The sequence below is a fragment of the Pseudomonas laurentiana genome, from assembly GCF_014648275.1.
GTDB classification, from domain to species: Bacteria; Pseudomonadota; Gammaproteobacteria; order Pseudomonadales; family Pseudomonadaceae; genus Aquipseudomonas; species Aquipseudomonas laurentiana.
Window position 1 is genome coordinate 105,419 of record NZ_BMQU01000006.1, and the last position, 20,239, is coordinate 125,657.

Consider the following 20,239-nt stretch of genomic DNA (forward strand, 5'->3'; position numbering starts at 1 on the left):
ACGGCGTATTTGCGTCCTTTTTTTACAGGCCGTGCAACCGTCTAGAGCCGCTTTGGCGCCACCCACATCAAAAAAAAGGGCAACCATCAGGTGCCATCATTGCAACCGACGTTTTTGGTTACGTGCAACCAACCTGTAACAGCATGCGTAACCGAACTGCACATCGTTGGTGCGCGACTGCTACAACGGGCACCATCGCGGGGAGGCCCAATGCTCCGCAACAGACCGTTACCCATAGCCTGCTACGGGTTTTCCCAGCCCCTGGAGAAAAAAGGCTGGCACAATGAGCCGATCCTGCGCCCCATCTGGAGCCTTTTATGAGCGAAAGCGCCTTCGCTGATCGCATTGTGCAAAACCTGCTCGACACCGACTTCTACAAACTGACCATGATGCAGGCCGTCCTGCATAACTACCCGAACGTCGAAGTCGAATGGGAGTTCCGCTGCCGCAACGGCGAAGACTTGCGTCCTTACCTGGCGGATATCCGCGAACAGATCGAGCGCTTGTCGGAACTGAGCCTGGGTAACGGGCAATTGGGCTTCCTTGAGCAGATCAGCTTTCTCAAACCAGACTTCCTGCGCTTTCTCGGGCTGTTTCGCTTCAACCTGCGCTACCTGCAAATCGGTGTGGAGAACGACCAGCTCTACCTGCGCCTGCGGGGCCCCTGGCTGCATGTCATTCTCTTTGAGGTCCCGCTACTGGCGATCATCAGCGAAGTGCGCAATCGCCACCGGTATCCGCAGGTCAAGCTGGAGCAGGCACGCGAACAGCTGTACCGCAAGTTCGACTGGCTGAAAGCCAATGCCAGCGCGGACGAGTTGGCCGAGTTGCAGGTGGCGGATTTCGGCACTCGCAGGCGTTTCTCCTACAAAGTCCAGGAAGAGGTCGTGCGCGTACTGAAGGCGGACTTCCCTGCCCGCTTCGTCGGCACCAGCAATGTGCATCTGGCACGGAAACTGGATATCAAGCCCTTGGGTACCATGGCCCATGAATGGATCATGGCGCACCAGCAATTGGGGCCTCGCCTGATCGACAGCCAGATCGCCGCACTCGACTGCTGGGTCCGCGAGTACCGTGGCCTGCTGGGGATTGCCCTGACGGACTGCATCACCATGGATGCCTTCCTCAACGATTTCGATCTGTACTTCGCCAAGCTGTTCGATGGCCTGCGCCACGATTCGGGTGATCCCATCATCTGGGCCGAGAAAGCCATCGCCCATTACCGCACACTGGGCATTGATCCGATGAGCAAGACGCTGGTGTTTTCCGATGGCCTGAACCTGACAAAGTCATTGCAGATCTTTCGCGCGCTGCGCGGACGGATCAATGTCAGCTTTGGCATCGGTACTAACCTGACGTGTGACATTCCCGGGGTGGCGCCGATGAACATCGTGCTTAAAATGACCGATTGCAACGGCCAGCCTGTCGCCAAGATTTCCGATGAGGCGGCAAAGATCCAATGCCGCGACGAAAATTTCGTCGCCTACCTGCGCCACGTATTCAAAGTTCCCAGCAAGGAGTAACCCATGCAAGCCGTCCAGCTAGAGATTGCGCAGCAGCTCAAGGTGCAGCCGCCGTTCGCCGACGATGCCGCGCTCAAGGCCGAAGTGGCCCGACGCATCGCCTTTATCCAGCAATGCCTGCAAGCTGCCGGGCTCAAAACCCTGGTACTGGGCATCAGTGGCGGGGTCGACTCGCTGACGGCTGCCCTGCTGGCACAACGGGCAATCAACGAACTGCGCAGCAAGACCGGTGACGACCAGTACCGGTTCATCGCTGTGCGCCTGCCCTATCAGGTGCAGCACGATGAGCATGATGCCCAGGCCTGCATCGACTTCATTCAGCCCGACGAGTGCCATACAGTGAACATCGGCCCTGCCGTCAAAGCGCTGGCTGCCGAGGTCAAGGCACTGGAAGGTGGCAAACCGAGCATGGTTGACTTCGTCCTTGGCAACACCAAGGCACGCATGCGCATGGTCGCCCAGTACACCATTGCCGGCGCACGCCAGGGGCTGGTGATCGGCACCGACCATGCCGCTGAAGCAGTGATGGGTTTCTTCACCAAATTCGGCGACGGCGCCTGCGACCTGGCACCGCTCAGCGGCCTGGTGAAAAATCAGGTACGGGCGATAGCGCGCAGCTTCGGCGCACCGGAATCATTGGTCGAGAAAGTACCGACGGCCGATCTGGAAGACCTGGCACCGGGCAAGCCGGACGAAGCCTCCCACGGCGTGACCTACAAGGAAATCGATGCCTTCCTGCATGGCGAGCCGGTAAGCAAGGAAGCCTTCGAGATCATCAGGACCACATTCGAGAAAACGCACCACAAGCGCGTGGTGCCGTTCGCGCCATAAGACCTCAGCGCAGGCAAGCCTACTCCAACAAACGGGGCGAACCCCAGGCTGTGGGAGCGGGCTTGCCCGCGATGCAGGCAACGCGACCTCACTGCCCCTGCGATACAGGGGCATTGGCGTTACTTCAGAACGACAGCGCCTTTCATCATCGAGATGTGGCCTGGGAACGAGCAGAAGAAACCATACTTCTCACCCGCCGCCAGCTTGGAAACATCAATCGTCAGCGAGTCTTTCTCGCCAGCGCCGATGACTTTGGTGTGCGCGATGATCCGGGTATCACCTGCTTTCAGGTAGTTATTCTCGATACCGGCGCCGATGCCGTCGGTAGCGATGGGCTGCATGTCGGCCTCCTTGCTCACCACCAGGTTGTGGCCCATGACGTTCTTCGGCATTGAACCGGAGTGGGTCAACTCAACCGTGAACTGCTTGCAGCTCTTGTCGATGGTGATTTCCTTGGTATTGAAGGACATCTGATCGGTGGAGTCGACCGTGACCTTGCACTCGGCGGCCATGACTTGGGCACTGGCGATGGTCAGCAGGGATACGGCAACAAATTTGGCAAACATCGTGAATCTCCATGGCAGGGTTTTTTATCGTCTTCAGACTGCCCGATACGCATGGCAAAGCCCGTGATATGGGTCAAGCGCTGCATCGTTAGCCGGGCAGTGAATTTGTTCTATGGTGCTCATCAAGACAATCAACGTGCCCATAATGCCCCTTTGTTGGACGATGAAACAACCGCTCACTTAGGAGTAACCGTAATGTCCCTCAATAGTCTGATGCGCAGCCTGCTAGCCGCCTACGCCTGTGGCGCCACCGGCGCCGCCTGTGAGTTTTCCCGCCCGGAATGACACAGCGCTTGGAAGGCACACGATGGCGCCTTACTCTGTCGCGCTCAACGATCAGGAGAGCGCCATGTCGTTACGTTCCGTTTGTGTGTTTTGTGGTGCCAGTACCGGCACCAGCCCCGCTTACCGAGCGGCTGCCGAAGCGCTGGGCCAAGCCATCGCCCGACGCGGCCTGACACTGGTCTATGGTGGCGGTGCCGTGGGCCTCATGGGGATCGTCGCCGATGCAGCCCTGGCGGCCGGAGGCGAGGTCGTAGGGATCATTCCCGAGCGCCTGAAAAGCGCTGAAATCGGCCACCCCAATTTGAGCCGCCTCGAGGTCGTCGACGGTATGCACGCACGCAAAGCGCGCATGGCCGAACTCAGTGATGCCTTCATTGCGCTACCCGGAGGCTTGGGCACCCTCGAAGAGCTGTTCGAGGTCTGGACCTGGGGGCAACTGGGCTACCACGGCAAACCGCTAGGCTTGCTGGATGTAAACGGCTTCTACGACAAGCTGACGGGCTTTCTCGACCATATGGTCAATGAAGGCTTCGTCCGCGAACAGCACCGCACGCTGCTGCAGAAAAACACCTCGCCTGACGCCCTGCTCGATGCCCTTGAGCACTGGAAGCCGCTGGTGCCACCCAAGTGGGCCGACCAGCAGCCTGCCTGAGCTCAAGTCAATGGCGTGACCGTGACCCGGACATCAGGGTCATGGCTGCCACCGCCAAGAATTACCCCGCGCAGCGGCGAGACATCGGAAAAGTCCCGCCCCCAGCCCAGAGTGATGTGTTCCAGCGCTGGCCGCAGGTTGTTGGTCGGGTCAAAATCCACCCAGCCCTGCTCCGGGCAGAATACCGAAACCCAGGCATGCGACGCATCGGCACCGACCAAGCGCGGCTGTCCAGGAGGCGGCCGCGTCAACAGATAACCGCTGACATACCTCGCCGCCAAGCCTCGCGAGCGCAGACAGGCAAGCATCAGGTGGGCAAAGTCCTGGCATACCCCGCGCCGCCGTTCCAGTACCTCCAGCAGGGGTGTGGCAACCTGTGTCGCCGTTGCATCGAACGTAAACTCGTCGAAGATCTTTTCCATCAACGCCTGCACTGCCACTAACAGTGGACGACCCGGCACGAAGCAACGCTCTGCATAGGCCACAAAGCGCTGTTTGAGGCGCACCTGCGGCGACTCGAAACGATAGCGACACGCCTCCAGGCGCTCGGCAGAAAAAGGTCGACCGCTGTAACTCAGCGCCTCTCGCACCGCCTCCCAAGGTTGCGAACGAGCCACATCCGGCAACGCTCTGGCGTACACATCAAGGGTCAGTCGGGTCTCGACGCGCAACTCATCGTGCTGGCAATCGAACGCCAAGCGGGTCAGCGGGTTACCAAAAACATCCCGCTCATCACTGCGCCGGGTCGGTGCCGGGCTGATCTGCATGTGCCGCTCAGTGCAGTGCTGCCAGGCACAGTCGCGCGGCCACAAATGGACAAGCTGCTGGGCCAATGAAACCGGACTGGTATAGCGATAGAGGGTTTCATGAACCACCTGATAACGGACACTCATCAAATCGACACCGTCTGCTGGCTAAGATCGTCGACATGCACAAAGTGACGCAGCGCCAGACGCTCCGCCACTTGAGCACATGCCGAAGAGACGCCTTCAAGCAAGCCGACCAGTACGGCAAGGGCAACATTGACCGTTGAGGCGCCTTGCACAGTCGCCAGATCAAACTGGCGTAACCGCTCAGCCAGGCTAACCAGTTCAGGCTCTAGCGGTGTGCCGAGTTCACGGTGCAGCCGATTGAGCGAAGCCGTCGTGAGCTTGAGTTGAAACAACACGGCATGCGGGTTTTGCTCATCGAGCACGAGCAGGTCGAGCACCGGCAACAACTGAGCCACCTCCAGGTAGCGCGAGCGGTAGGTAATACTGCTGTTGCCCAACTCCAGCAAAGCCTCCAGCCCGGCCTGATCACATACCGCCGGGCCACTCAAGAACACCGCCAGGTTGTCGCTCAAGGCTTGCAGCCGCTCCAGACGACGCCCGATCATCAGAAAGCGCCACCCCTCATCACGGGTCATGTCGTCCAGGGCAAAGCCCGACAGCGCCGCCAACGACATGACCAGACGGTCGAGGGTTTCCAGCAACTCGCCAAAGCCCGCCTCCGTGTTTTCCAGTACACGCGCTTGCCGCTGCAACTCCTGTAATGCCTGCCAGTTTTCCCGTGAGAGCTTGCCGCGTACCTGTGAGGCTGCCCCCTGCAAGCGCTGCAGGTTGGCGCGTAAACTGAAACCCCATTCGGCATCCAGCAGTGCGGCACGCAAACGCTCGGGAAGACTGGCGCCCTCAGGCAGTAATGACAAACCGTCCGCCAACGCCACAGCCCCTTCTAGCGCCAGTGGACTGTCATCGTCCAGGTAACGGGTCAGCAGGATACGCAACAAGCGCGCCCCCACATCGCAGCGCTCGCAGTAACGGCCGAACCAGAACAGGTTTTCCACCACCCGCGAGGGCAAATACGGGTCGCGACGAATCAGGTCCGCCACGCCAATACTGTGCCGCGCCCGCCACTGCTCGCCGGCGCAGGCGTGTTCACCCAACACCCAGGCATCCTTGCTGGCGCCGCCACGCTGCATCGAGATCACGTCGGCATCGGCCTCTGCCGACACCCGTACCAGCCCGCCAGGCAATACCCGATAGCCATCGGCACATGCCACGGCATACACCCGCATACCCACCGAGCGGGATTGCAGCATGCATTGATCGACCTGCCAGACCGGTGCCTGGGATAACTGCACCCGCTCTTGGGCAACATAGACAGCAGGCCGGGCAGCAATACGCGCCGCCAGTGCCTGCTGTTGTTCAGCATCAAGCGCTCCTCCCAGCACAGGCGCGAAACGCTGCGAAGGAAAGACCGGCTTGAACACCAGATCCGACAGCTTCTCCAGCGCCTGGGCCAATGCCGGGGGCTCGCCGCACCACCAACTGGCAACAGAAGGCAGGCTCAAGGCCTCGCCGAACAGGTGCTCATTGATAGCGGGCAAAAACCCAAGCAGGCCAGGTGACTCCAGTACGCCGCAGCCCAAGGCATTGGCCACCAGCACGCGCCCCTGACGTACCGCATCGAGCAAACCTGGGACCCCGAGTGCCGAATCCGTGCGCAGCTCCAGCGGGTCGCAGAAATCATCGTCAAGGCGCCGCCAAATGCCGTGAACCCGGCGTAAACCATCCAGTGTCTTGAGGTACACGGTAGCGTCACGCACCGTCAGGTCACTGCCCTCGACCAAGGGGTAACCCAGTTGCCGCGCCAAATACAGGTGCTCGAAGTAACTCTCGTTGAAACGTCCGGGGGTCAGCAGGACCACCAGCGGCGCCTCCCCCTCACTCGGCGCGGTCTCCGCCAGGGTCTGCTGCAAGGCTCGGAAGAACCCCGCGAGGTGCTGTACATGGAGGCTACGGTAGAGCTCCGGCCAGGCACGCGAAAGAACCGTCCGGTTCTCAAGGGCATAGCCTGCGCCAGAAGGCGCCTGGGTACGGTCTGCGGTGACCCACCAGCGCCCATCCGGCGCCCGTGCGAGGTCCGCGGCGTAGACATGCAGGTAGGTTCCGCCAGGCACCTCGATACCTTGGCAGGGCCAAAGAAAATTGTTGTGCGCGTAGATCAGTTCGGGGGGTAAAAGCCCTTCGGCCAACAGCTGTTGCGGTCCGTAGGTATCTGCCAGCACCGCATTGAGCAAGCGTGCGCGCTGAGCGATACCGGCGGCCAGCGGCTGCCACTCCTCGGCAGGCAATACGTGCGGCAGCAGGTCCAGTTCCCACGGGCGGTCAGCACCTTTAGGGTCGGCGTAGATGTTGTAGGTGACACCATTTTCCTGAAGCTGGCGGGTCAACAGCGCCTGACGCTGCGCCAACTGTTCGGGACGGCTGCGCTGCAACTGCGCGAACAGCGCCTGCCAGTGCGGGCGTACCGCTCCGTCGCCCTGCAACAGTTCATGGTAGGAGTCAGGCTGGTCTGGCATGGCAGCGCTCAAGGGCCGAAGTCAGCCCTGAAGCGCGCAAAAGTTGTGCCATGAGCGGCTACGCCGCGCCTGCGCTCTGCCTAGCCGATTGGCGCACCAGAATCGTGCCTTGCCGCGCGGGCAACGCACCACCCCGGCGCGCAGGGCCAAGGCCAGGTTAGCGCGGCAGTACCGGCTGACGCGGCTTCTTCTTGCCTTTGCCCTTGGCGGCGTCTTTGCGCGCTTTGGCCGCATCCTGGTTACGGGCGAACGCTGCCGCCTTGGCCTCTTCGCGTTTGTCCCACGGCTTGCCACCATCGCTGCCACGCGGCGGCAGGCCGGTGTGCTGAGTCAGGATCTTTTGATCCTTGGCCACCTTGTGGCTGCCAGCCGGCGTCGAGTTCTTGCGTCGCGCACTCTGGTAGCTGTCGGTTGCAGGCTGGTGCAACGGGATCAGTTGGTGCTTGCCCGGGCCGATCAGGTCGCTACGGCCCATACGCTCCAGTGCCTCGCGCAGCATCGGCCAGCCCTTCGGATCGTGATAACGCAGGAACGCCTTGTGCAGACGGCGCTGCGCTTCGCTCTTGACGATCGTAACCGGGTCACTCTTGTAAGTGACCTTGCGCAGCGGGTTCTTGCCCGAGTGGTACATGGCGGTAGCCGACGCCATGGGCGACGGGTAGAACGCCTGAACCTGGTCAGCACGGAAGCCGTTGCCCTTGAGCCAAAGGGCCAGGTTCATCATGTCTTCATCGGTGGTGCCAGGGTGTGCGGCAATGAAGTACGGGATCAGGTACTGTTCCTTGCCCGCTTCTTTCGAGAACTTCTCGAACATGCGCTTGAAGCGGTCGTAGGTGCCGATACCCGGCTTCATCATCTGATTCAGCGGGCCTTCTTCGGTGTGCTCCGGCGCAATCTTCAGGTAACCACCAACGTGGTGGGTCACCAGTTCCTTGACGTACTCCGGCGACTCTACTGCCAGGTCATAACGCAGCCCAGAAGCGATCAGGATCTTCTTCACGCCCGGCAAGGCACGCGCACTGCGGTACAACTGGATCAATGACGAGTGGTCGGTATTCAGGTTCGGGCAAATGCCGGGGAACACGCACGACGGCTTGCGGCAAGCGGACTCGATTTCCGGGCTCTTGCAGGCAATCCGGTACATGTTCGCAGTAGGGCCGCCAAGGTCCGAGATGACCCCGGTAAAGCCTGGCACCTTGTCGCGGATTTCCTCGATCTCGCGAATGATCGACTCTTCTGAACGGTTCTGGATGATCCGGCCTTCGTGCTCGGTAATCGAACAGAAGGTACAGCCACCAAAGCAGCCACGCATGATGTTGACCGAAAAACGGATCATGTCGTAGGCCGGAATCTTCTCCTTGCCATACGCCGGGTGCGGCACGCGCGCATAAGGCATGCCGAACACGTAGTCCATTTCCTCGGTGGTCATTGGAATGGGCGGAGGATTGAACCAGACGTCCACTTCACCATGTTTCTGCACCAAAGCGCGGGCGTTGCCTGGGTTGGTCTCCAGGTGCAGCACACGGTTGGCGTGAGCGTAGAGCACCGCGTCGCCGCGGACCTTCTCGAAGGACGGCAGGCGAATCACGGTCTTGTCGCGGGTCATTCGCGGGCTCGCCAGCAACTGGACGACCTTGGGTTCGTTCGGGTCTTCAACCGGACCTTTTTCCTGCTCGATGGCGCAGGCCTGAGTATCCTGGGTGTTCACGTACGGGTTGATGATCTTGTCGATCTTGCCCGGGCGGTCGATACGTGTGGAGTCGACCTCGTACCAGCCTTCCGGGGTGTCGCGACGGATAAATGCCGTACCACGAATATCCGTAATGGTTTCGATCTTCTCGCCGTACGACAGGCGCTGAGCCACTTCGACGATAGCCCGCTCGGCATTGCCGTAAAGCAGGATGTCGGCAGAAGCATCGATCAGGATCGAATGGCGAACCTTGTCCTGCCAGTAGTCGTAGTGCGCGATCCGGCGCAGGGAAGCCTCGATGCCGCCCAGCACAATCGGCACATGCTTGTAGGCTTCCTTGCAGCGCTGGCTATACACCAGGCTGGCGCGATCCGGACGCTTGCCGGCCAGGCCGCCCGGCGTATAGGCGTCGTCGGAGCGGATCTTCTTGTCCGCGGTGTAGCGGTTGATCATGGAGTCCATGTTGCCGGCGGCGACACCGAAAAACAGGTTCGGCTCACCCAGCTTCATGAAGTCGTCCTTGGACTGCCAGTTCGGCTGGGCAATGATGCCCACCCGGAAACCCTGGGCTTCCAGCAGACGGCCGATGATGGCCATGCCGAAGGACGGATGATCGACGTAGGCGTCACCGGTCACAATGATGATGTCGCAGGAATCCCAGCCGAGCTGATCCATCTCCTCCCTGCTCATGGGCAGGAACGGTGCTGGTCCGAAGCATTCGGCCCAGTACTTGGGATAGTCGAAAAGTGGTTTGGCTGCTTGCATGTCAGTGACCGGTTCTGAAGTACAGGAAAATCGCGGGCGCGGACTATAGCACAAATTTTGACCAATTCCGACGCTGCAGCTCGGAATTGGCGCGGCGGAAATTACTCGTCGTCGTCGAAGTTGTAGCTACCTGGCGCCAGGTTCTCGAAGCGCGTGTATTTACCGATGAATGCAAGCCGGACAAAGCCGATAGGACCGTTCCGCTGCTTGCCGATAATGATTTCGGCGATGCCTTTGTGCTCGGTTTCCGGATGATAGACCTCATCGCGGTACACGAACATGATGACGTCGGCATCCTGCTCGATCGCTCCGGATTCCCGCAAGTCGGAGTTCACCGGGCGCTTGTTCGGCCGTTGCTCAAGGGAGCGGTTGAGCTGCGACAGGGCGATGACCGGGCAGTTGAACTCTTTGGCCAGTGCCTTGAGCGAGCGTGAGATCTCGGAAATTTCGTTGGTGCGGTTGTCACCACTGGAGCCCGGGATCTGCATCAACTGCAGGTAGTCGATCATGATCATGCCGATCTCGCCATGCTCACGCACCAGGCGACGGGTACGGGCACGCATTTCCGACGGGCTGATACCGGCCGTATCGTCGATGAACAGCTTGCGATCATTGAGCAGGTTGACTGCCGAGGTCAGGCGCGGCCAGTCATCGTCATCGAGCTGGCCGGAACGGATCTTGGTCTGGTCGATACGCCCGAGCGACGAGAGCATACGCATGATCAGCGATTCGCCTGGCATCTCGAGGGAATACACCAGTACCGCCTTGTCACTGCGCAGTACCGCGTTCTCCACCAGGTTCATGGCGAAGGTGGTCTTACCCATCGACGGACGGCCGGCGACGATGATCAGGTCAGCCGGCTGCAGACCGCTGGTCTTCTCGTCCAGGTCGGTATAGCCGGTTGAAATACCGGTGATATCGCTGTCGGAGTTGAACAGGGTGTCAATACGGTCAATGGCCTTGGTCAGCAGCTCGTTGACCCCAACCGGGCCACCGGTCTTCGGACGCGCTTCGGCGATCTGGAAGATCTGCCGTTCGGCTTCGTCAAGAATCTCTGCCGCGTTACGACCCTGCGGGTTGAAGGCGCTGTCGGCAATCTCGCTGCTGATACTGATCAGCTGACGCAGGGTCGCCCGCTCACGGATGATCTGGGCATAGGCCTTGATGTTGGCGACCGATGGCGTGTTCTTGGCCAGCTCGCCGAGGTAACCCAACCCACCCACTTGGGAGCTGAGACCTTCACGGTCCAGTTGCTCGTGCAGCGTCACCACATCGAACGGGGTGTTCTGATCGGCCAGCTTGTAGATTGCACGGAAGATCAGGCGGTGGTCATGCCGGTAGAAATCGCCATCCGAAACCTGATCCAGCACGCGCTCCCAGGCGTTGTTGTCCAGCATCAAGCCACCGAGCACGGCCTGTTCGGCCTCGATGGAATGTGGCGGCACCTTCAGGGCAGCGGTTTGCAGATCATATTGTTCGGGAGCGGATATCTCGTTCATGGCCACACGGAAATCAGGGGGACGAAAAAGACAAAGGGCACGACCTGCCTAGCAGGATCGTGCCCGATGTTAACCGGCTGACACGCGAGGTGCCAGCCGATTGGTACAGCTTAGGCTGCGACAACAACCACGCGAACGGTGGCTTCAACGTCGCTGTGCAGGTGCACGGCAACGTCGTATTCGCCAACATTACGGATGGTGCCGTTCGGCAGACGAACTTCAGCTTTAGCCACTTCAACGCCGGAGGCGGTCAGGGCGTCAGCGATGTCGTGGGTGCCGATCGAACCGAACAGCTTGCCTTCGTCGCCAGCGGTGGCAGTGATGGTCACTTCCAGCTCGGCCAGTTGGGCAGCGCGGGTTTCAGCAGAAGACTTCTTGTCTGCAGCCAGTTTTTCCAGCTCGGCGCGACGCTCCTCGAACGCAGCCAGGTTGGCAGCGTTGGCAACGGTGGCCTTGCCTTGCGGCAGCAGGTAGTTACGGCCGTAACCAGCCTTAACATTTACCTTATCGCCCAGGTTGCCCAGGTTGGCGATTTTTTCCAGCAGGATCAGTTCCATTTGGTAATAACCTCTTAACTTTTAACCTTCACCGTTCGCGGAACCGTTGTCGGCACCATTTTTGGGTGCCCCGCGGCCGCGAAAATCAATCAGGCTGTCGACAATGGCCAACACCACGAGCAACGGATAAATCAGCTGCATGAACAGCAGCAGTGTCACGTACAACCCAACCAGCCAGAACCTCGCCAGCCGGCCCTGCGCCACCAACCCATGCAACAGGGCAACCCCTGCAAACATCAGCGGTACACTGCAAATCGGCGTCAACATCGCCAACCCGGCCCCGAAATTGGGCCCGATCAGCATGCACGCCAGCAGCACCAGCGCCGGCACCAGCGGTAGTCTGACGGCGCGAAACTCGCGACCGAAACCACCCGGGTTATACAACACTGCCTGCCAGTAGCGGCCCAACATCAGGGCCAACAGACTGACGGCTTGCAACAACGCGGCGATCAGGCCGTAGAGGACTGGTGCGATAAGGCTACCCAGGTGCGCTCGCTCTTCTACCGTCAACTGCTGGTAGAGCCCGTCGAGCATCTGCGGCAAGGCTTTTTCAAGCGCTTGTGCCAATGCTTCAACCGGTTCGCGGAAAACCGACCCAAGAACCACACCGTACACCACCCCCAAGGCAGTGCTGATCAACAGCACCCTGTTCCAGGACTGCCCGGCGCGTAAAAACGCTGCCAGACCCAGGGTTCCCGCCAGCACCATCAAGATGCGGGGGTCGCCAAAGAACCACCAGGCCAACGCAGGCACCAAAGCCCAGGCGAGGACACCGGAGGCGTCACTGAAACCGCGCCGCAGGAACACCAGGCTCCCAGCGGCGGCACTCAACCAGAACAGCAGCGGCATTGCCGCACAACCAACCACCACTAGAGTGGCCTGCACGCGACCGCGCATGATGAAATCAGCCAAGGCGCGCATGCGTTCTATCCCTTGCTACTTGTCGACGACCCGGTCTCAGCGGCCGTGGCTGTCGGTGTAGGGCAGCAGGGCCAGGAAGCGGGCGCGCTTGATAGCGGTAGCCAGCTGACGCTGATAACGAGCTTTGGTACCGGTGATACGGCTTGGAACGATCTTGCCGGTTTCGGATACATAAGCTTTCAGGGTGTTGAGATCTTTGTAATCGATCTCTTTCACTTCTTCAGCAGTGAAGCGGCAGAATTTACGACGACGGAAGAAACGTGCCATGTAATTGGCTCCTCAAAAGGTCCGTGGATTACTCGTCAGCGTTATCGCTGTTGTCGCTGTTGTCGCTGTCATCGCCTTCGGCGCTGTCAGCATGCTCAGGACGGTCGCGACGCTCACGGCGCTCACTGCGGTTCTCTTCAGCCTTGAGCATCTCGGACTGGCCGGTAACGGCTTCGTCGCGACGGATGACCAGGTTACGGATCACGGCATCGTTGTAACGGAAGTTGTCTTCCAGCTCGGCCAGGGCCTTGCCAGTGCACTCAACGTTCAGCATCACGTAGTGAGCCTTGTGAACATTGTTGATTGCGTAGGCCAGTTGACGACGGCCCCAGTCTTCCAGACGGTGGATTTTGCCGCCGTCTTCTTCGATCAGCTTGGTGTAACGCTCAACCATGCCGCCGACTTGCTCGCTCTGGTCAGGGTGGACCAGAAAGATGATTTCGTAATGACGCATGAATGCTCCTTACGGGTTGTAGTCTGCCACCAGAGTGGTCAGACAAGGAGTGAATGACACTTGTATGTCCTGCCTTGGAAAGAGGCACATGCGCGCCTGCCAACACGACAAGGGCCGCAATTGTAGAGAAGCGCCCGCAGACAAGCAAGGTGATTGGTGATTATTTGAACAGCCTGATGCGCGAGAAGCACAACAGCCTCAAGCCCCTCGCGACGAGACCGGCGCCTACAGCAGCGCTGTAAGTGCCGGCCTTGAAGGACCGTCATGCGCGACGCTGGCGCACCGCTTCAAACAGGCAGACGCCTGTAGCCACCGAGACGTTCAGGCTGCTGACACTGCCAGCCATCGGCAATTTCACCAGAAAGTCGCAGTGCTCGCGGGTCAGGCGACGCATGCCTTTGCCTTCAGCCCCCATGATCAGCACGATCGGGCCAGTCATGTCCTGCTGGTACAGCTCCTGCTCGGCCTCGCCGGCCGTACCGACAACCCACAAGCCACGCTGCTGGAGTTTTTCCAGGGTTCGCGCCAGGTTGGTCACCGCGATCAACGGGATAACCTCGGCGGCACCGCAGGCCACCTTGCGCACGACAGGCGTCAGGGTCGCCGACTTGTCCTTGGGTACGATGACTGCTGTCGCACCGGCCGCATCGGCGGTACGCAGGCAGGCCCCCAGGTTGTGCGGGTCGGTAACGCCATCAAGCACCAGGATCAACGGCGAACCCTCGGTACGCTCAAGCAGCTCCTCGAGCATGTTCTCGCCCCAGACCTGGCTCGGGCTGACCTCGGCCACCACACCCTGGTGAACACCTTCGACCCAGGCATCCAGCTCACGCCGTTCAGCCTGACCAACCGCTACGCGGTTCTGCCCGGCCAACTCCAGCAGTGCCTGAATACGCGGCTCGCTGCGCCCCTCGGACAACCAGATCTGCTTGACCCGCTTGGGATGGTGACGCAACAGGGCTTCTACGGCATGTACACCGTAGATTTTTTCCAACTGACTCATGACTTGCCCTTCTTACGGGGAGCAGCACCAGACTTCGGCGGTCCCTTGCGGTGTTTGCTCGGCTTGGCCGCAGGCTTGCCCGAGGACGACTTGCCAGCGGCATGACTGCCCTTGGCATCAGCCATCAAGGCCTTTTTCATTTCGCGGCTCTTGCGCACTTCGGCATTCTTCGCCGCCGCATGGGACGGGAAGTAAGCCTCGGCGGTCTCGCTTTTCTTGCTGCGACGCGATGGCTCGGCGCTCGGCGCTGGCGCCGATGCCTTGTCGGCAGCAGGCTCGGAGGCCGACCGCTGCTTGCGACCGATCGGCGCACTAAGGGTTTTTTCGGCCATCTCGAAGTCGATCTTGCGCTCGTCGAGATCGACACGCATGACCCGCACTTCGACGGTATCGCCCAAGCGGAAAGTGCGCCCGGTGCGTTCACCAGACAACCGATGGTGAACCGGATCGAAGTGGTAGTAATCCCCCGGCAAGGCACTGACATGCACCAGACCTTCCACGTAGATGTCCGTCAGCTCGATGAACAGGCCGAAACCGGTCACGGCAGTGATCACACCCGGGAAGCTTTCGCCCACGCGGTCCTTCATGTACTCGCACTTGAGCCAGTTGACCACGTCGCGGGTCGCTTCATCGGCGCGCCGCTCGCTCATCGAGCACTGCTCGCCCAACTGCTCCAGGGTGTTTTCGTCGTACGGGTAGATCCGCGCCTTCGGAATGCTCATGGCCCCGGCGCGCTTGACGTGCGGAGTGTCCTGACGCGAACGGATCACGCTGCGGATGGCCCGATGGGTCAGCAGGTCGGGATAACGACGAATCGGCGAGGTGAAGTGGGTATACGCCTCATAATTCAGGCCGAAGTGACCATGATTGTCGGCGCTGTACACCGCCTGGCTCAGCGAGCGCAGCATTACCGTCTGGATCAGATGGAAATCCGGACGATCGGCGATTTGCGCCAGCAACGCCTGGTAATCCTTGGGCGACGGACCATCCTTGCCCTTGTGCAGCGACAGCCCCAGCTCGCCGAGGAACGCACGCAGCTTTTCCAGACGCTCCGGCGGCGGACCATCATGCACCCGGTACAGGGCCGGAATTTCGTGCTTCTTGAGGAACTCGGCAGTGGCAACGTTGGCCGCCAGCATGCACTCCTCGATCAGCTTGTGGGCATCGTTGCGCACAGTCGGCCGAATTTCCGCGATCTTGCGCTCGGAACCGAAGATGATCCGGGTTTCCTGGGTCTCGAAATCAATCGCACCACGGCTGTGACGAGCGGTCAGCAGCACCTTGTACAGCGCATAGAGCTGCTTGAGGTGCGGCAGCACTTCGTTGTACTCATCACGCAGGGCTTTGCCTTCGCGCGTCCGGGAATGCTCAAGCATGCTGCTGACCTTGTTGTAGGTCAGCCGCGCATGGGAGTGGATCACCGCTTCGTAGAACTGGTAATCGACCATCTGGCCGGACTTGTTGATGGTCATTTCACAGACCATGGCCAAGCGGTCGACATGCGGGTTCAGCGAGCACAGCCCGTTGGACAGCTCCTCCGGCAGCATGGGGACCACGCGCTCGGGGAAGTACACCGAGTTACCGCGGACCTGCGCTTCGGCATCCAGTGCCGAACCGAGACGAACATAGCTGGACACGTCGGCGATAGCCACATACAGGCGCCAGCCGCCGGAAAACACGCGCAGCTTGCCGAGGCTTTCGCAGTAGACCGCATCGTCGAAGTCGCGGGCGTCTTCGCCGTCAATGGTGACGAAAGGCAGGTGGCGCAGGTCAATGCGCTTTTCCTTGTCCTTCTCTTCGACGTCCGGCTTGAGCTTGCGCGCTTCCTTGATGACAGCTTCAGGCCAGACATGCGGGATGTCATAGCTACGCAGCGCGACATCGATCTCCATGCCCGGCGCCATGTAGTTGCCGATGACTTCGACAATATCGCCTTGAGGCTGGAAGCGTGGTGTCGGCCAATGGGTGATTTTCACCTCGACGAACTGACCGATCTTGGCATTGCCGCTGCGACCCGGGGTCACCAGCACTTCCTGCTGGATTTTCGGGTTGTCCGGTGTCACGAAGCCAATGCCGCCTTCTTCGAAATAACGACCGACAATACTTTCATGCGCACGGGAGATGACTTCGACCAGCACACCTTCGCGACGACCACGGCGGTCAAGACCGGAAACGCGAGCCAGGGCTCGGTCACCGTCGAACACCAGGCGCATCTGCGCCGGACTGAGGAACAGGTCTTCAGTACCGTCATCCGGGATCAGGAAGCCAAAGCCATCGCGATGACCGGAGATGCGACCGAGGATAAGGTCCAGTTTGTCTACCGGGGCATATGTGCCGCGCCGGGTATAGATCAACTGGGCATCACGCTCCATGGCACGCAAGCGGCGGCGCAGGGCTTCGATCTGGTCCTCGGTGGTCAGGCCAAACTCCTCCACCAACTGCTCTCGCGCAGCTGGCGAGCCTCGTTCGGCGAGGTGCTGCAGGATCAGCTCACGGCTAGGAATAGGGTTTTCGTATTTTTCCGCTTCACGAGCGGCCTCGGGATCGAGGGTCTGCCAATCGGCCATTAGGAGGGGTTCACCTTGTCTATATAAGGGTTAGTTTGGCATAGGCGTATTGAAACCGGAAATTTCGGCCTTGGACAGCCCCGCCAGAGCCCCTTGAAGCGCTATAAATGCTGTCATGGGACAACAACTTGAATTTTTTAAGATTTTTTCCAAACAGGGCTTTACAGCTGTTTTGAGCATCCGTATAGTGCGCACCACAGCGACGGACACCGTCGTTATAGTTGAGAAGCAACGTGATGTGAAGCATCATGTGACCTTAACGAAATGCCCAGATGGTGAAATTGGTAGACACGCCAGCTTCAGGTGCTGGTGACCTTACGGTCGTGGAAGTTCGAGTCTTCTTCTGGGCACCAATTTCAAATTTCAGATTAGCGTAATGCGTCTGGAATTTATGCAACACGCTACACCGTTTCTTGCTTCATCGCTTCACTTTTGCCCAGATGGTGAAATTGGTAGACACGCCAGCTTCAGGTGCTGGTGACCTTACGGTCGTGGAAGTTCGAGTCTTCTTCTGGGCACCATATTCTAAAGAAACCCGCGAAAGCGGGTTTTTTTATGCCTCGCGAAAACCATCCATCCCCCTACCCTTCGGCCAGGCTGCCCGTCAGCAGCGGACGAATGCCAACGGTAGCCTGCTCATGAATTTTTCCTCACAGGCGTACTTGAGAAACGATATCGTTTATTATTGTTTCCAGATTTGTACCCGTAAGCGAGGAAGTACCCGCATGACGATTCGTATCAAACCGATTTTTCGCGGCCTGGCCGCCACCTTGTTCACACTGGCATTGGGCGCACCTCAAGTCATGGCCGCCGACTCCGTGTCATTGACCCTGTACAACGGCCAGCACAAGGAAATCGGTGAAGCCATCGCCAAAGCCTACGAGGCCAAGACCGGCATTCACATCAACATCCGCAAGGGCAGCAGCAATCAGCTGGCCAGCCAGATCATCGAGGAAGGTGATCGCTCCCCCGCCGATGTCATCTACACCGAAGAGTCGCCTCCCCTGAACAACCTGGGCGAACTCGGCTTGCTGGCCAAGATCGACGATTCTACATTGCAGGTTCTACCCAAAGAGTACGTTGCCAACAATGGCACCTGGATGGGCGTGACCGCCCGTACTCGCGTCGTCGCCTTCAACCCCAAGGTGATCGACGAGAAGGCGCTGCCGCCTTCGGTCATGGATTTCGCCAACCCTGAATGGGACGGCAAGATCGGCTTCGTCCCCACCAGCGGCGCCTTCCAGGAACAGGCCGTTGCAATCCTCAAACTGCATGGCCGCGAAGCCGCAGAGGAATGGTTGACCGGCCTGAAGGCCTTCGGCAAGACCTACACCAACAACATGGTCGCCCTCAAGGCCGTGGAAAATGGTGAAGTCGCTGCCGTACTGGTGAACAACTACTACTGGTACGCCCTGAAAAAAGAGCGCGGCCAACTCGACTCGAAACTCTACTACCTCGCTGATGGCGATGCCGGTGGCCTGGTAACCATTTCCAGTGCTGCAGCCGTCAAGGCCAGCAAACACCCGCAGGAAGCCCAGGCGTTGCTGGCCTGGATGGCCAGCGAAGAAGGCCAGCGGGTGATCACCCAGACTACCGCCGAGTATCCACTGCACAAAGGCATGGTTTCCGACCAGGGCCTGAAGCCATTCGAAGACCTGCGCCCGCCGAAAATTACCCCGGCAGACCTGGGTAACGCCGAGGAAGCCCTGGAACTCGAACGCGAAGTCGGCCTGCTCTGATGAGTGCTGCCCTGCCCCTGGCGGCCTCGACCACCTATGTGCCACGACGAAAGCGCCCTTCGATCTGGGTGGTGCTGCCGGTCCTGCTACTGGTCGGGCTAAGCCTGCTGCCGTTGCTGTATGTCGGGCTCAAGGCCTGGCAGGCCGGGCTACACGAAGCCTTGCGCCTGCTCTGGCGCCCCTTTGTATGGGGCCTGATGCGCAACACCCTGCTGCTGATGGTCGGCGTTACGCTGGCTTGCGCGATACTCGGCCTGGCGCTGGCCTGGCTGCTGGAACGCAGCGACCTGCCGGGAAGGCGCCTATGGGGCGTCATACTGTGCCTGCCATTTGCCGTGCCAGCATTTGTCAGCGGCTTTACCTGGGTATCCTTGAGCCCGCGCTTCGAGGGGCTGGGTGGCGCAATTCTGGTCATGACCCTGTCGAAATACCCGTTGGTGTTCCTGCCGGTGGCCGCGACACTGCGCAACCTCGACACGTCCCTGGAGGAGTCGGCACGCACCTTGGGCCAGAATCGCTGGGGGGTATTCTTCAGGATCACCCTGCCACTGCTCTGGCCGTCGATTCTCGGCGGCTCCCTGCTGATTGCCCTGCATATGCTCGTGGAGTTCGGCGCCCTGTCGATCCTCGGCCTGCAAACCTTCACCACCGCGATCTACCAGCAATTTGAACTGGAGTTCAGCAACGCCAACGCCGCCATGCTTTCGGCCGTACTGTTGTTCATGTGCCTGCTGATGCTGTGGCTGGAGTTGAGGGTACGCGGCAAGGCGCGCCATGTACGTATCGGCCAGGGCGTGGCACGCCGAGCCGCCCCCGTGCGCCTGCGCGCCTGGACACCCATGGCGCAGGTGTTCTGTCTGTCATTGATGCTACTGGGTAGCGGCATTCCGCTGGGTATGCTCGTGTACTGGCTGAGCGTCGGCTCTTCGGCGGCCTTCCCGGTCGCCGACATCAGCCGGGCGCTGTTGTCATCCTTGTCGCTATCACTGGGTGGTGCCGGGGTGAGCCTATTACTGGCACTGCCGGTGAGCTTCCTGGTGGTGCGCTACAAAGGCCGCCTGGCACTCTGGGCTGAACGCCTGCCATACCTGCTGCATGCCCTGCCGGGGCTGGTGATTGCCCTGACGCTGGTGTACTTCGCCCTGCACTACGTGCCCGTGCTGTACCAGACCACCGGGCTGCTGCTGTTGGCCTACGCCCTGCTGTTCCTGCCACTGGCCCAGGCACCGGTAAGAACGGCACTGAACAAAGCCTCGCCACAACTGGAAGAAGCGGCACGCACCCTTGGCGCAACGTCGTTCGGCGCATTCTGCAGGGTCACCCTGCCAATCATCTTCCCGGCACTGGCAGCGGCTTTTGCGCTGGTCTTTCTGGATGCCATGAAAGAGCTCACCGCGACCCTCCTGCTCAGCCCGACCGGCATGACCACCCTGGCCACCGAGGTCTGGGCGCACACGGCCAACGTCGAGTTCGCAGCAGCAGCACCTTATGCAGCCCTGTTGATCCTTGTCTCGGGCCTGCCGGTGTACCTGCTGACCACCCGCATGTATCTGAACCGGGCCTGATGCAGACGA

At 60.1% G+C, this 20,239-nt stretch carries 16 protein-coding genes and 2 tRNA genes; 7 read left to right on the plus strand and 11 right to left on the minus strand.

Annotated features, from left to right (window positions below):
• Positions 1-317: 317 nt before the first annotated feature.
• Together pncB and nadE are read left to right on the plus strand one after the other, a co-directional pair.
• Positions 318-1,523, plus strand: a complete 1,206-nt coding sequence (pncB, locus tag IE038_RS08300; protein ID WP_163936008.1) for a nicotinate phosphoribosyltransferase — start codon at positions 318-320, stop codon at positions 1,521-1,523.
• Positions 1,524-1,526: 3 nt separating this feature from the next.
• On the plus strand, positions 1,527-2,354 hold the full coding sequence (gene nadE, locus IE038_RS08305; protein WP_189395450.1) for an NAD(+) synthase: 828 nt from the start codon (positions 1,527-1,529) through the stop codon (positions 2,352-2,354).
• 119 nt (positions 2,355-2,473) lie between these two features.
• Here nadE and azu read toward each other — a convergent pair whose 3' ends face one another.
• Positions 2,474-2,920 (minus strand): azurin, encoded by a 447-nt coding sequence (gene azu, locus IE038_RS08310; RefSeq protein WP_163936005.1) that lies wholly within the window; start codon positions 2,918-2,920, stop codon positions 2,474-2,476.
• A gap of 349 nt (positions 2,921-3,269) precedes the next feature.
• Here azu and IE038_RS08315 point away from each other — a divergent pair, with 349 nt between their 5' ends.
• Complete coding sequence (locus IE038_RS08315) at positions 3,270-3,857, plus strand: cytokinin riboside 5'-monophosphate phosphoribohydrolase (RefSeq protein ID WP_163936002.1); 588 nt, start codon at positions 3,270-3,272, stop codon at positions 3,855-3,857.
• A 2-nt stretch (positions 3,858-3,859) separates the two neighbouring features.
• On the opposite strand, the gene IE038_RS08320 is transcribed toward IE038_RS08315, so the two are convergent.
• The 10 genes from IE038_RS08320 to rnr all read right to left on the minus strand — a co-directional run bounded on the left by IE038_RS08320 (position 3,860) and on the right by rnr (position 16,926).
• Entirely contained in the window at positions 3,860-4,750 is an 891-nt protein-coding gene (locus IE038_RS08320) for a transglutaminase family protein (protein ID WP_163935999.1), read from the minus strand.
• Positions 4,750-7,203: a circularly permuted type 2 ATP-grasp protein gene (locus IE038_RS08325; RefSeq protein WP_189395451.1), complete on the minus strand. Its 2,454-nt coding sequence runs from the start codon at positions 7,201-7,203 to the stop codon at positions 4,750-4,752. Before IE038_RS08325 ends, IE038_RS08320 begins: the two co-directional genes overlap by 1 nt.
• 157 nt (positions 7,204-7,360) lie before the next feature.
• Positions 7,361-9,658 carry a YgiQ family radical SAM protein gene (locus IE038_RS08330; protein WP_163935995.1) on the minus strand — a complete coding sequence of 766 codons (2,298 nt, stop codon included), beginning with the start codon at positions 9,656-9,658 and terminating at the stop codon, positions 7,361-7,363.
• A 101-nt stretch (positions 9,659-9,759) separates the two neighbouring features.
• The gene (dnaB, locus tag IE038_RS08335) at positions 9,760-11,157 is read right to left on the minus strand and encodes a replicative DNA helicase (protein ID WP_065757973.1); all 1,398 of its coding nucleotides are present in this window, start codon (positions 11,155-11,157) and stop codon (positions 9,760-9,762) included.
• 110 nt (positions 11,158-11,267) lie between these two features.
• The gene (gene rplI, locus IE038_RS08340; protein WP_065757894.1) at positions 11,268-11,714 is read right to left on the minus strand and encodes a 50S ribosomal protein L9; all 447 of its coding nucleotides are present in this window, start codon (positions 11,712-11,714) and stop codon (positions 11,268-11,270) included.
• A gap of 21 nt (positions 11,715-11,735) precedes the next feature.
• Positions 11,736-12,635 (minus strand): hypothetical protein, encoded by a 900-nt coding sequence (locus tag IE038_RS08345; protein WP_163935992.1) that lies wholly within the window; start codon positions 12,633-12,635, stop codon positions 11,736-11,738.
• Between the two features lie 36 nt (positions 12,636-12,671).
• The gene (gene rpsR / locus IE038_RS08350; RefSeq protein WP_065757892.1) at positions 12,672-12,902 is read right to left on the minus strand and encodes a 30S ribosomal protein S18; all 231 of its coding nucleotides are present in this window, start codon (positions 12,900-12,902) and stop codon (positions 12,672-12,674) included.
• A gap of 28 nt (positions 12,903-12,930) precedes the next feature.
• Positions 12,931-13,356 (minus strand): 30S ribosomal protein S6, encoded by a 426-nt coding sequence (rpsF, locus tag IE038_RS08355; protein ID WP_065757891.1) that lies wholly within the window; start codon positions 13,354-13,356, stop codon positions 12,931-12,933.
• Between the two features lie 262 nt (positions 13,357-13,618).
• Entirely contained in the window at positions 13,619-14,359 is a 741-nt protein-coding gene (gene rlmB, locus IE038_RS08360) for a 23S rRNA (guanosine(2251)-2'-O)-methyltransferase RlmB (protein WP_163935989.1), read from the minus strand.
• A complete protein-coding gene (gene rnr, locus IE038_RS08365; RefSeq protein WP_189395452.1) occupies positions 14,356-16,926 on the minus strand; it encodes a ribonuclease R in 2,571 nt (856 codons plus the stop codon). Before rnr ends, rlmB begins: the two co-directional genes overlap by 4 nt.
• A 266-nt stretch (positions 16,927-17,192) precedes the next feature.
• On the opposite strand from rnr, the gene IE038_RS08370 reads away from it, so the two are divergent.
• The 4 genes from IE038_RS08370 (at position 17,193) to IE038_RS08385 (ending at position 20,230) form a co-directional block, all read left to right on the plus strand.
• Positions 17,193-17,279 (plus strand) — tRNA-Leu (locus IE038_RS08370).
• 81 nt (positions 17,280-17,360) lie between these two features.
• A tRNA-Leu gene (locus IE038_RS08375) sits at positions 17,361-17,447 on the plus strand.
• Between the two features lie 204 nt (positions 17,448-17,651).
• Complete coding sequence (locus IE038_RS08380; RefSeq protein ID WP_163935986.1) at positions 17,652-18,665, plus strand: extracellular solute-binding protein; 1,014 nt, start codon at positions 17,652-17,654, stop codon at positions 18,663-18,665.
• Positions 18,665-20,230: an ABC transporter permease gene (locus IE038_RS08385; RefSeq protein WP_189395453.1), complete on the plus strand. Its 1,566-nt coding sequence runs from the start codon at positions 18,665-18,667 to the stop codon at positions 20,228-20,230. Before IE038_RS08380 ends, IE038_RS08385 begins: the two co-directional genes overlap by 1 nt.
• Positions 20,231-20,239: the final 9 nt, after the last annotated feature.

Excerpts from the sequence above, each read along its gene's own strand:
- IE038_RS08330 (WP_163935995.1), bottom strand. The coding sequence starts at position 9,658 with ATGCAAGCAGCCAAACCACTTTTCGACTATCCCAAGTACTGGGCCGAA.
- IE038_RS08380 (WP_163935986.1), top strand. The coding sequence starts at position 17,652 with ATGACGATTCGTATCAAACCGATTTTTCGCGGCCTGGCCGCCACCTTG.
- nadE (WP_189395450.1), top strand. The coding sequence starts at position 1,527 with ATGCAAGCCGTCCAGCTAGAGATTGCGCAGCAGCTCAAGGTGCAGCCG.
- IE038_RS08325 (WP_189395451.1), bottom strand. The coding sequence starts at position 7,203 with ATGCCAGACCAGCCTGACTCCTACCATGAACTGTTGCAGGGCGACGGA.
- IE038_RS08315 (WP_163936002.1), top strand. The coding sequence starts at position 3,270 with ATGTCGTTACGTTCCGTTTGTGTGTTTTGTGGTGCCAGTACCGGCACC.
- IE038_RS08320 (WP_163935999.1), bottom strand. The coding sequence starts at position 4,750 with ATGAGTGTCCGTTATCAGGTGGTTCATGAAACCCTCTATCGCTATACC.
- pncB (WP_163936008.1), top strand. The coding sequence starts at position 318 with ATGAGCGAAAGCGCCTTCGCTGATCGCATTGTGCAAAACCTGCTCGAC.
- dnaB (WP_065757973.1), bottom strand. The coding sequence starts at position 11,157 with ATGAACGAGATATCCGCTCCCGAACAATATGATCTGCAAACCGCTGCC.
- rplI (WP_065757894.1), bottom strand. The coding sequence starts at position 11,714 with ATGGAACTGATCCTGCTGGAAAAAATCGCCAACCTGGGCAACCTGGGC.
- rnr (WP_189395452.1), bottom strand. The coding sequence starts at position 16,926 with ATGGCCGATTGGCAGACCCTCGATCCCGAGGCCGCTCGTGAAGCGGAA.
- rlmB (WP_163935989.1), bottom strand. The coding sequence starts at position 14,359 with ATGAGTCAGTTGGAAAAAATCTACGGTGTACATGCCGTAGAAGCCCTG.
- IE038_RS08385 (WP_189395453.1), top strand. The coding sequence starts at position 18,665 with ATGAGTGCTGCCCTGCCCCTGGCGGCCTCGACCACCTATGTGCCACGA.
- rpsF (WP_065757891.1), bottom strand. The coding sequence starts at position 13,356 with ATGCGTCATTACGAAATCATCTTTCTGGTCCACCCTGACCAGAGCGAG.
- azu (WP_163936005.1), bottom strand. The coding sequence starts at position 2,920 with ATGTTTGCCAAATTTGTTGCCGTATCCCTGCTGACCATCGCCAGTGCC.
- IE038_RS08345 (WP_163935992.1), bottom strand. The coding sequence starts at position 12,635 with ATGCGCGCCTTGGCTGATTTCATCATGCGCGGTCGCGTGCAGGCCACT.
- rpsR (WP_065757892.1), bottom strand. The coding sequence starts at position 12,902 with ATGGCACGTTTCTTCCGTCGTCGTAAATTCTGCCGCTTCACTGCTGAA.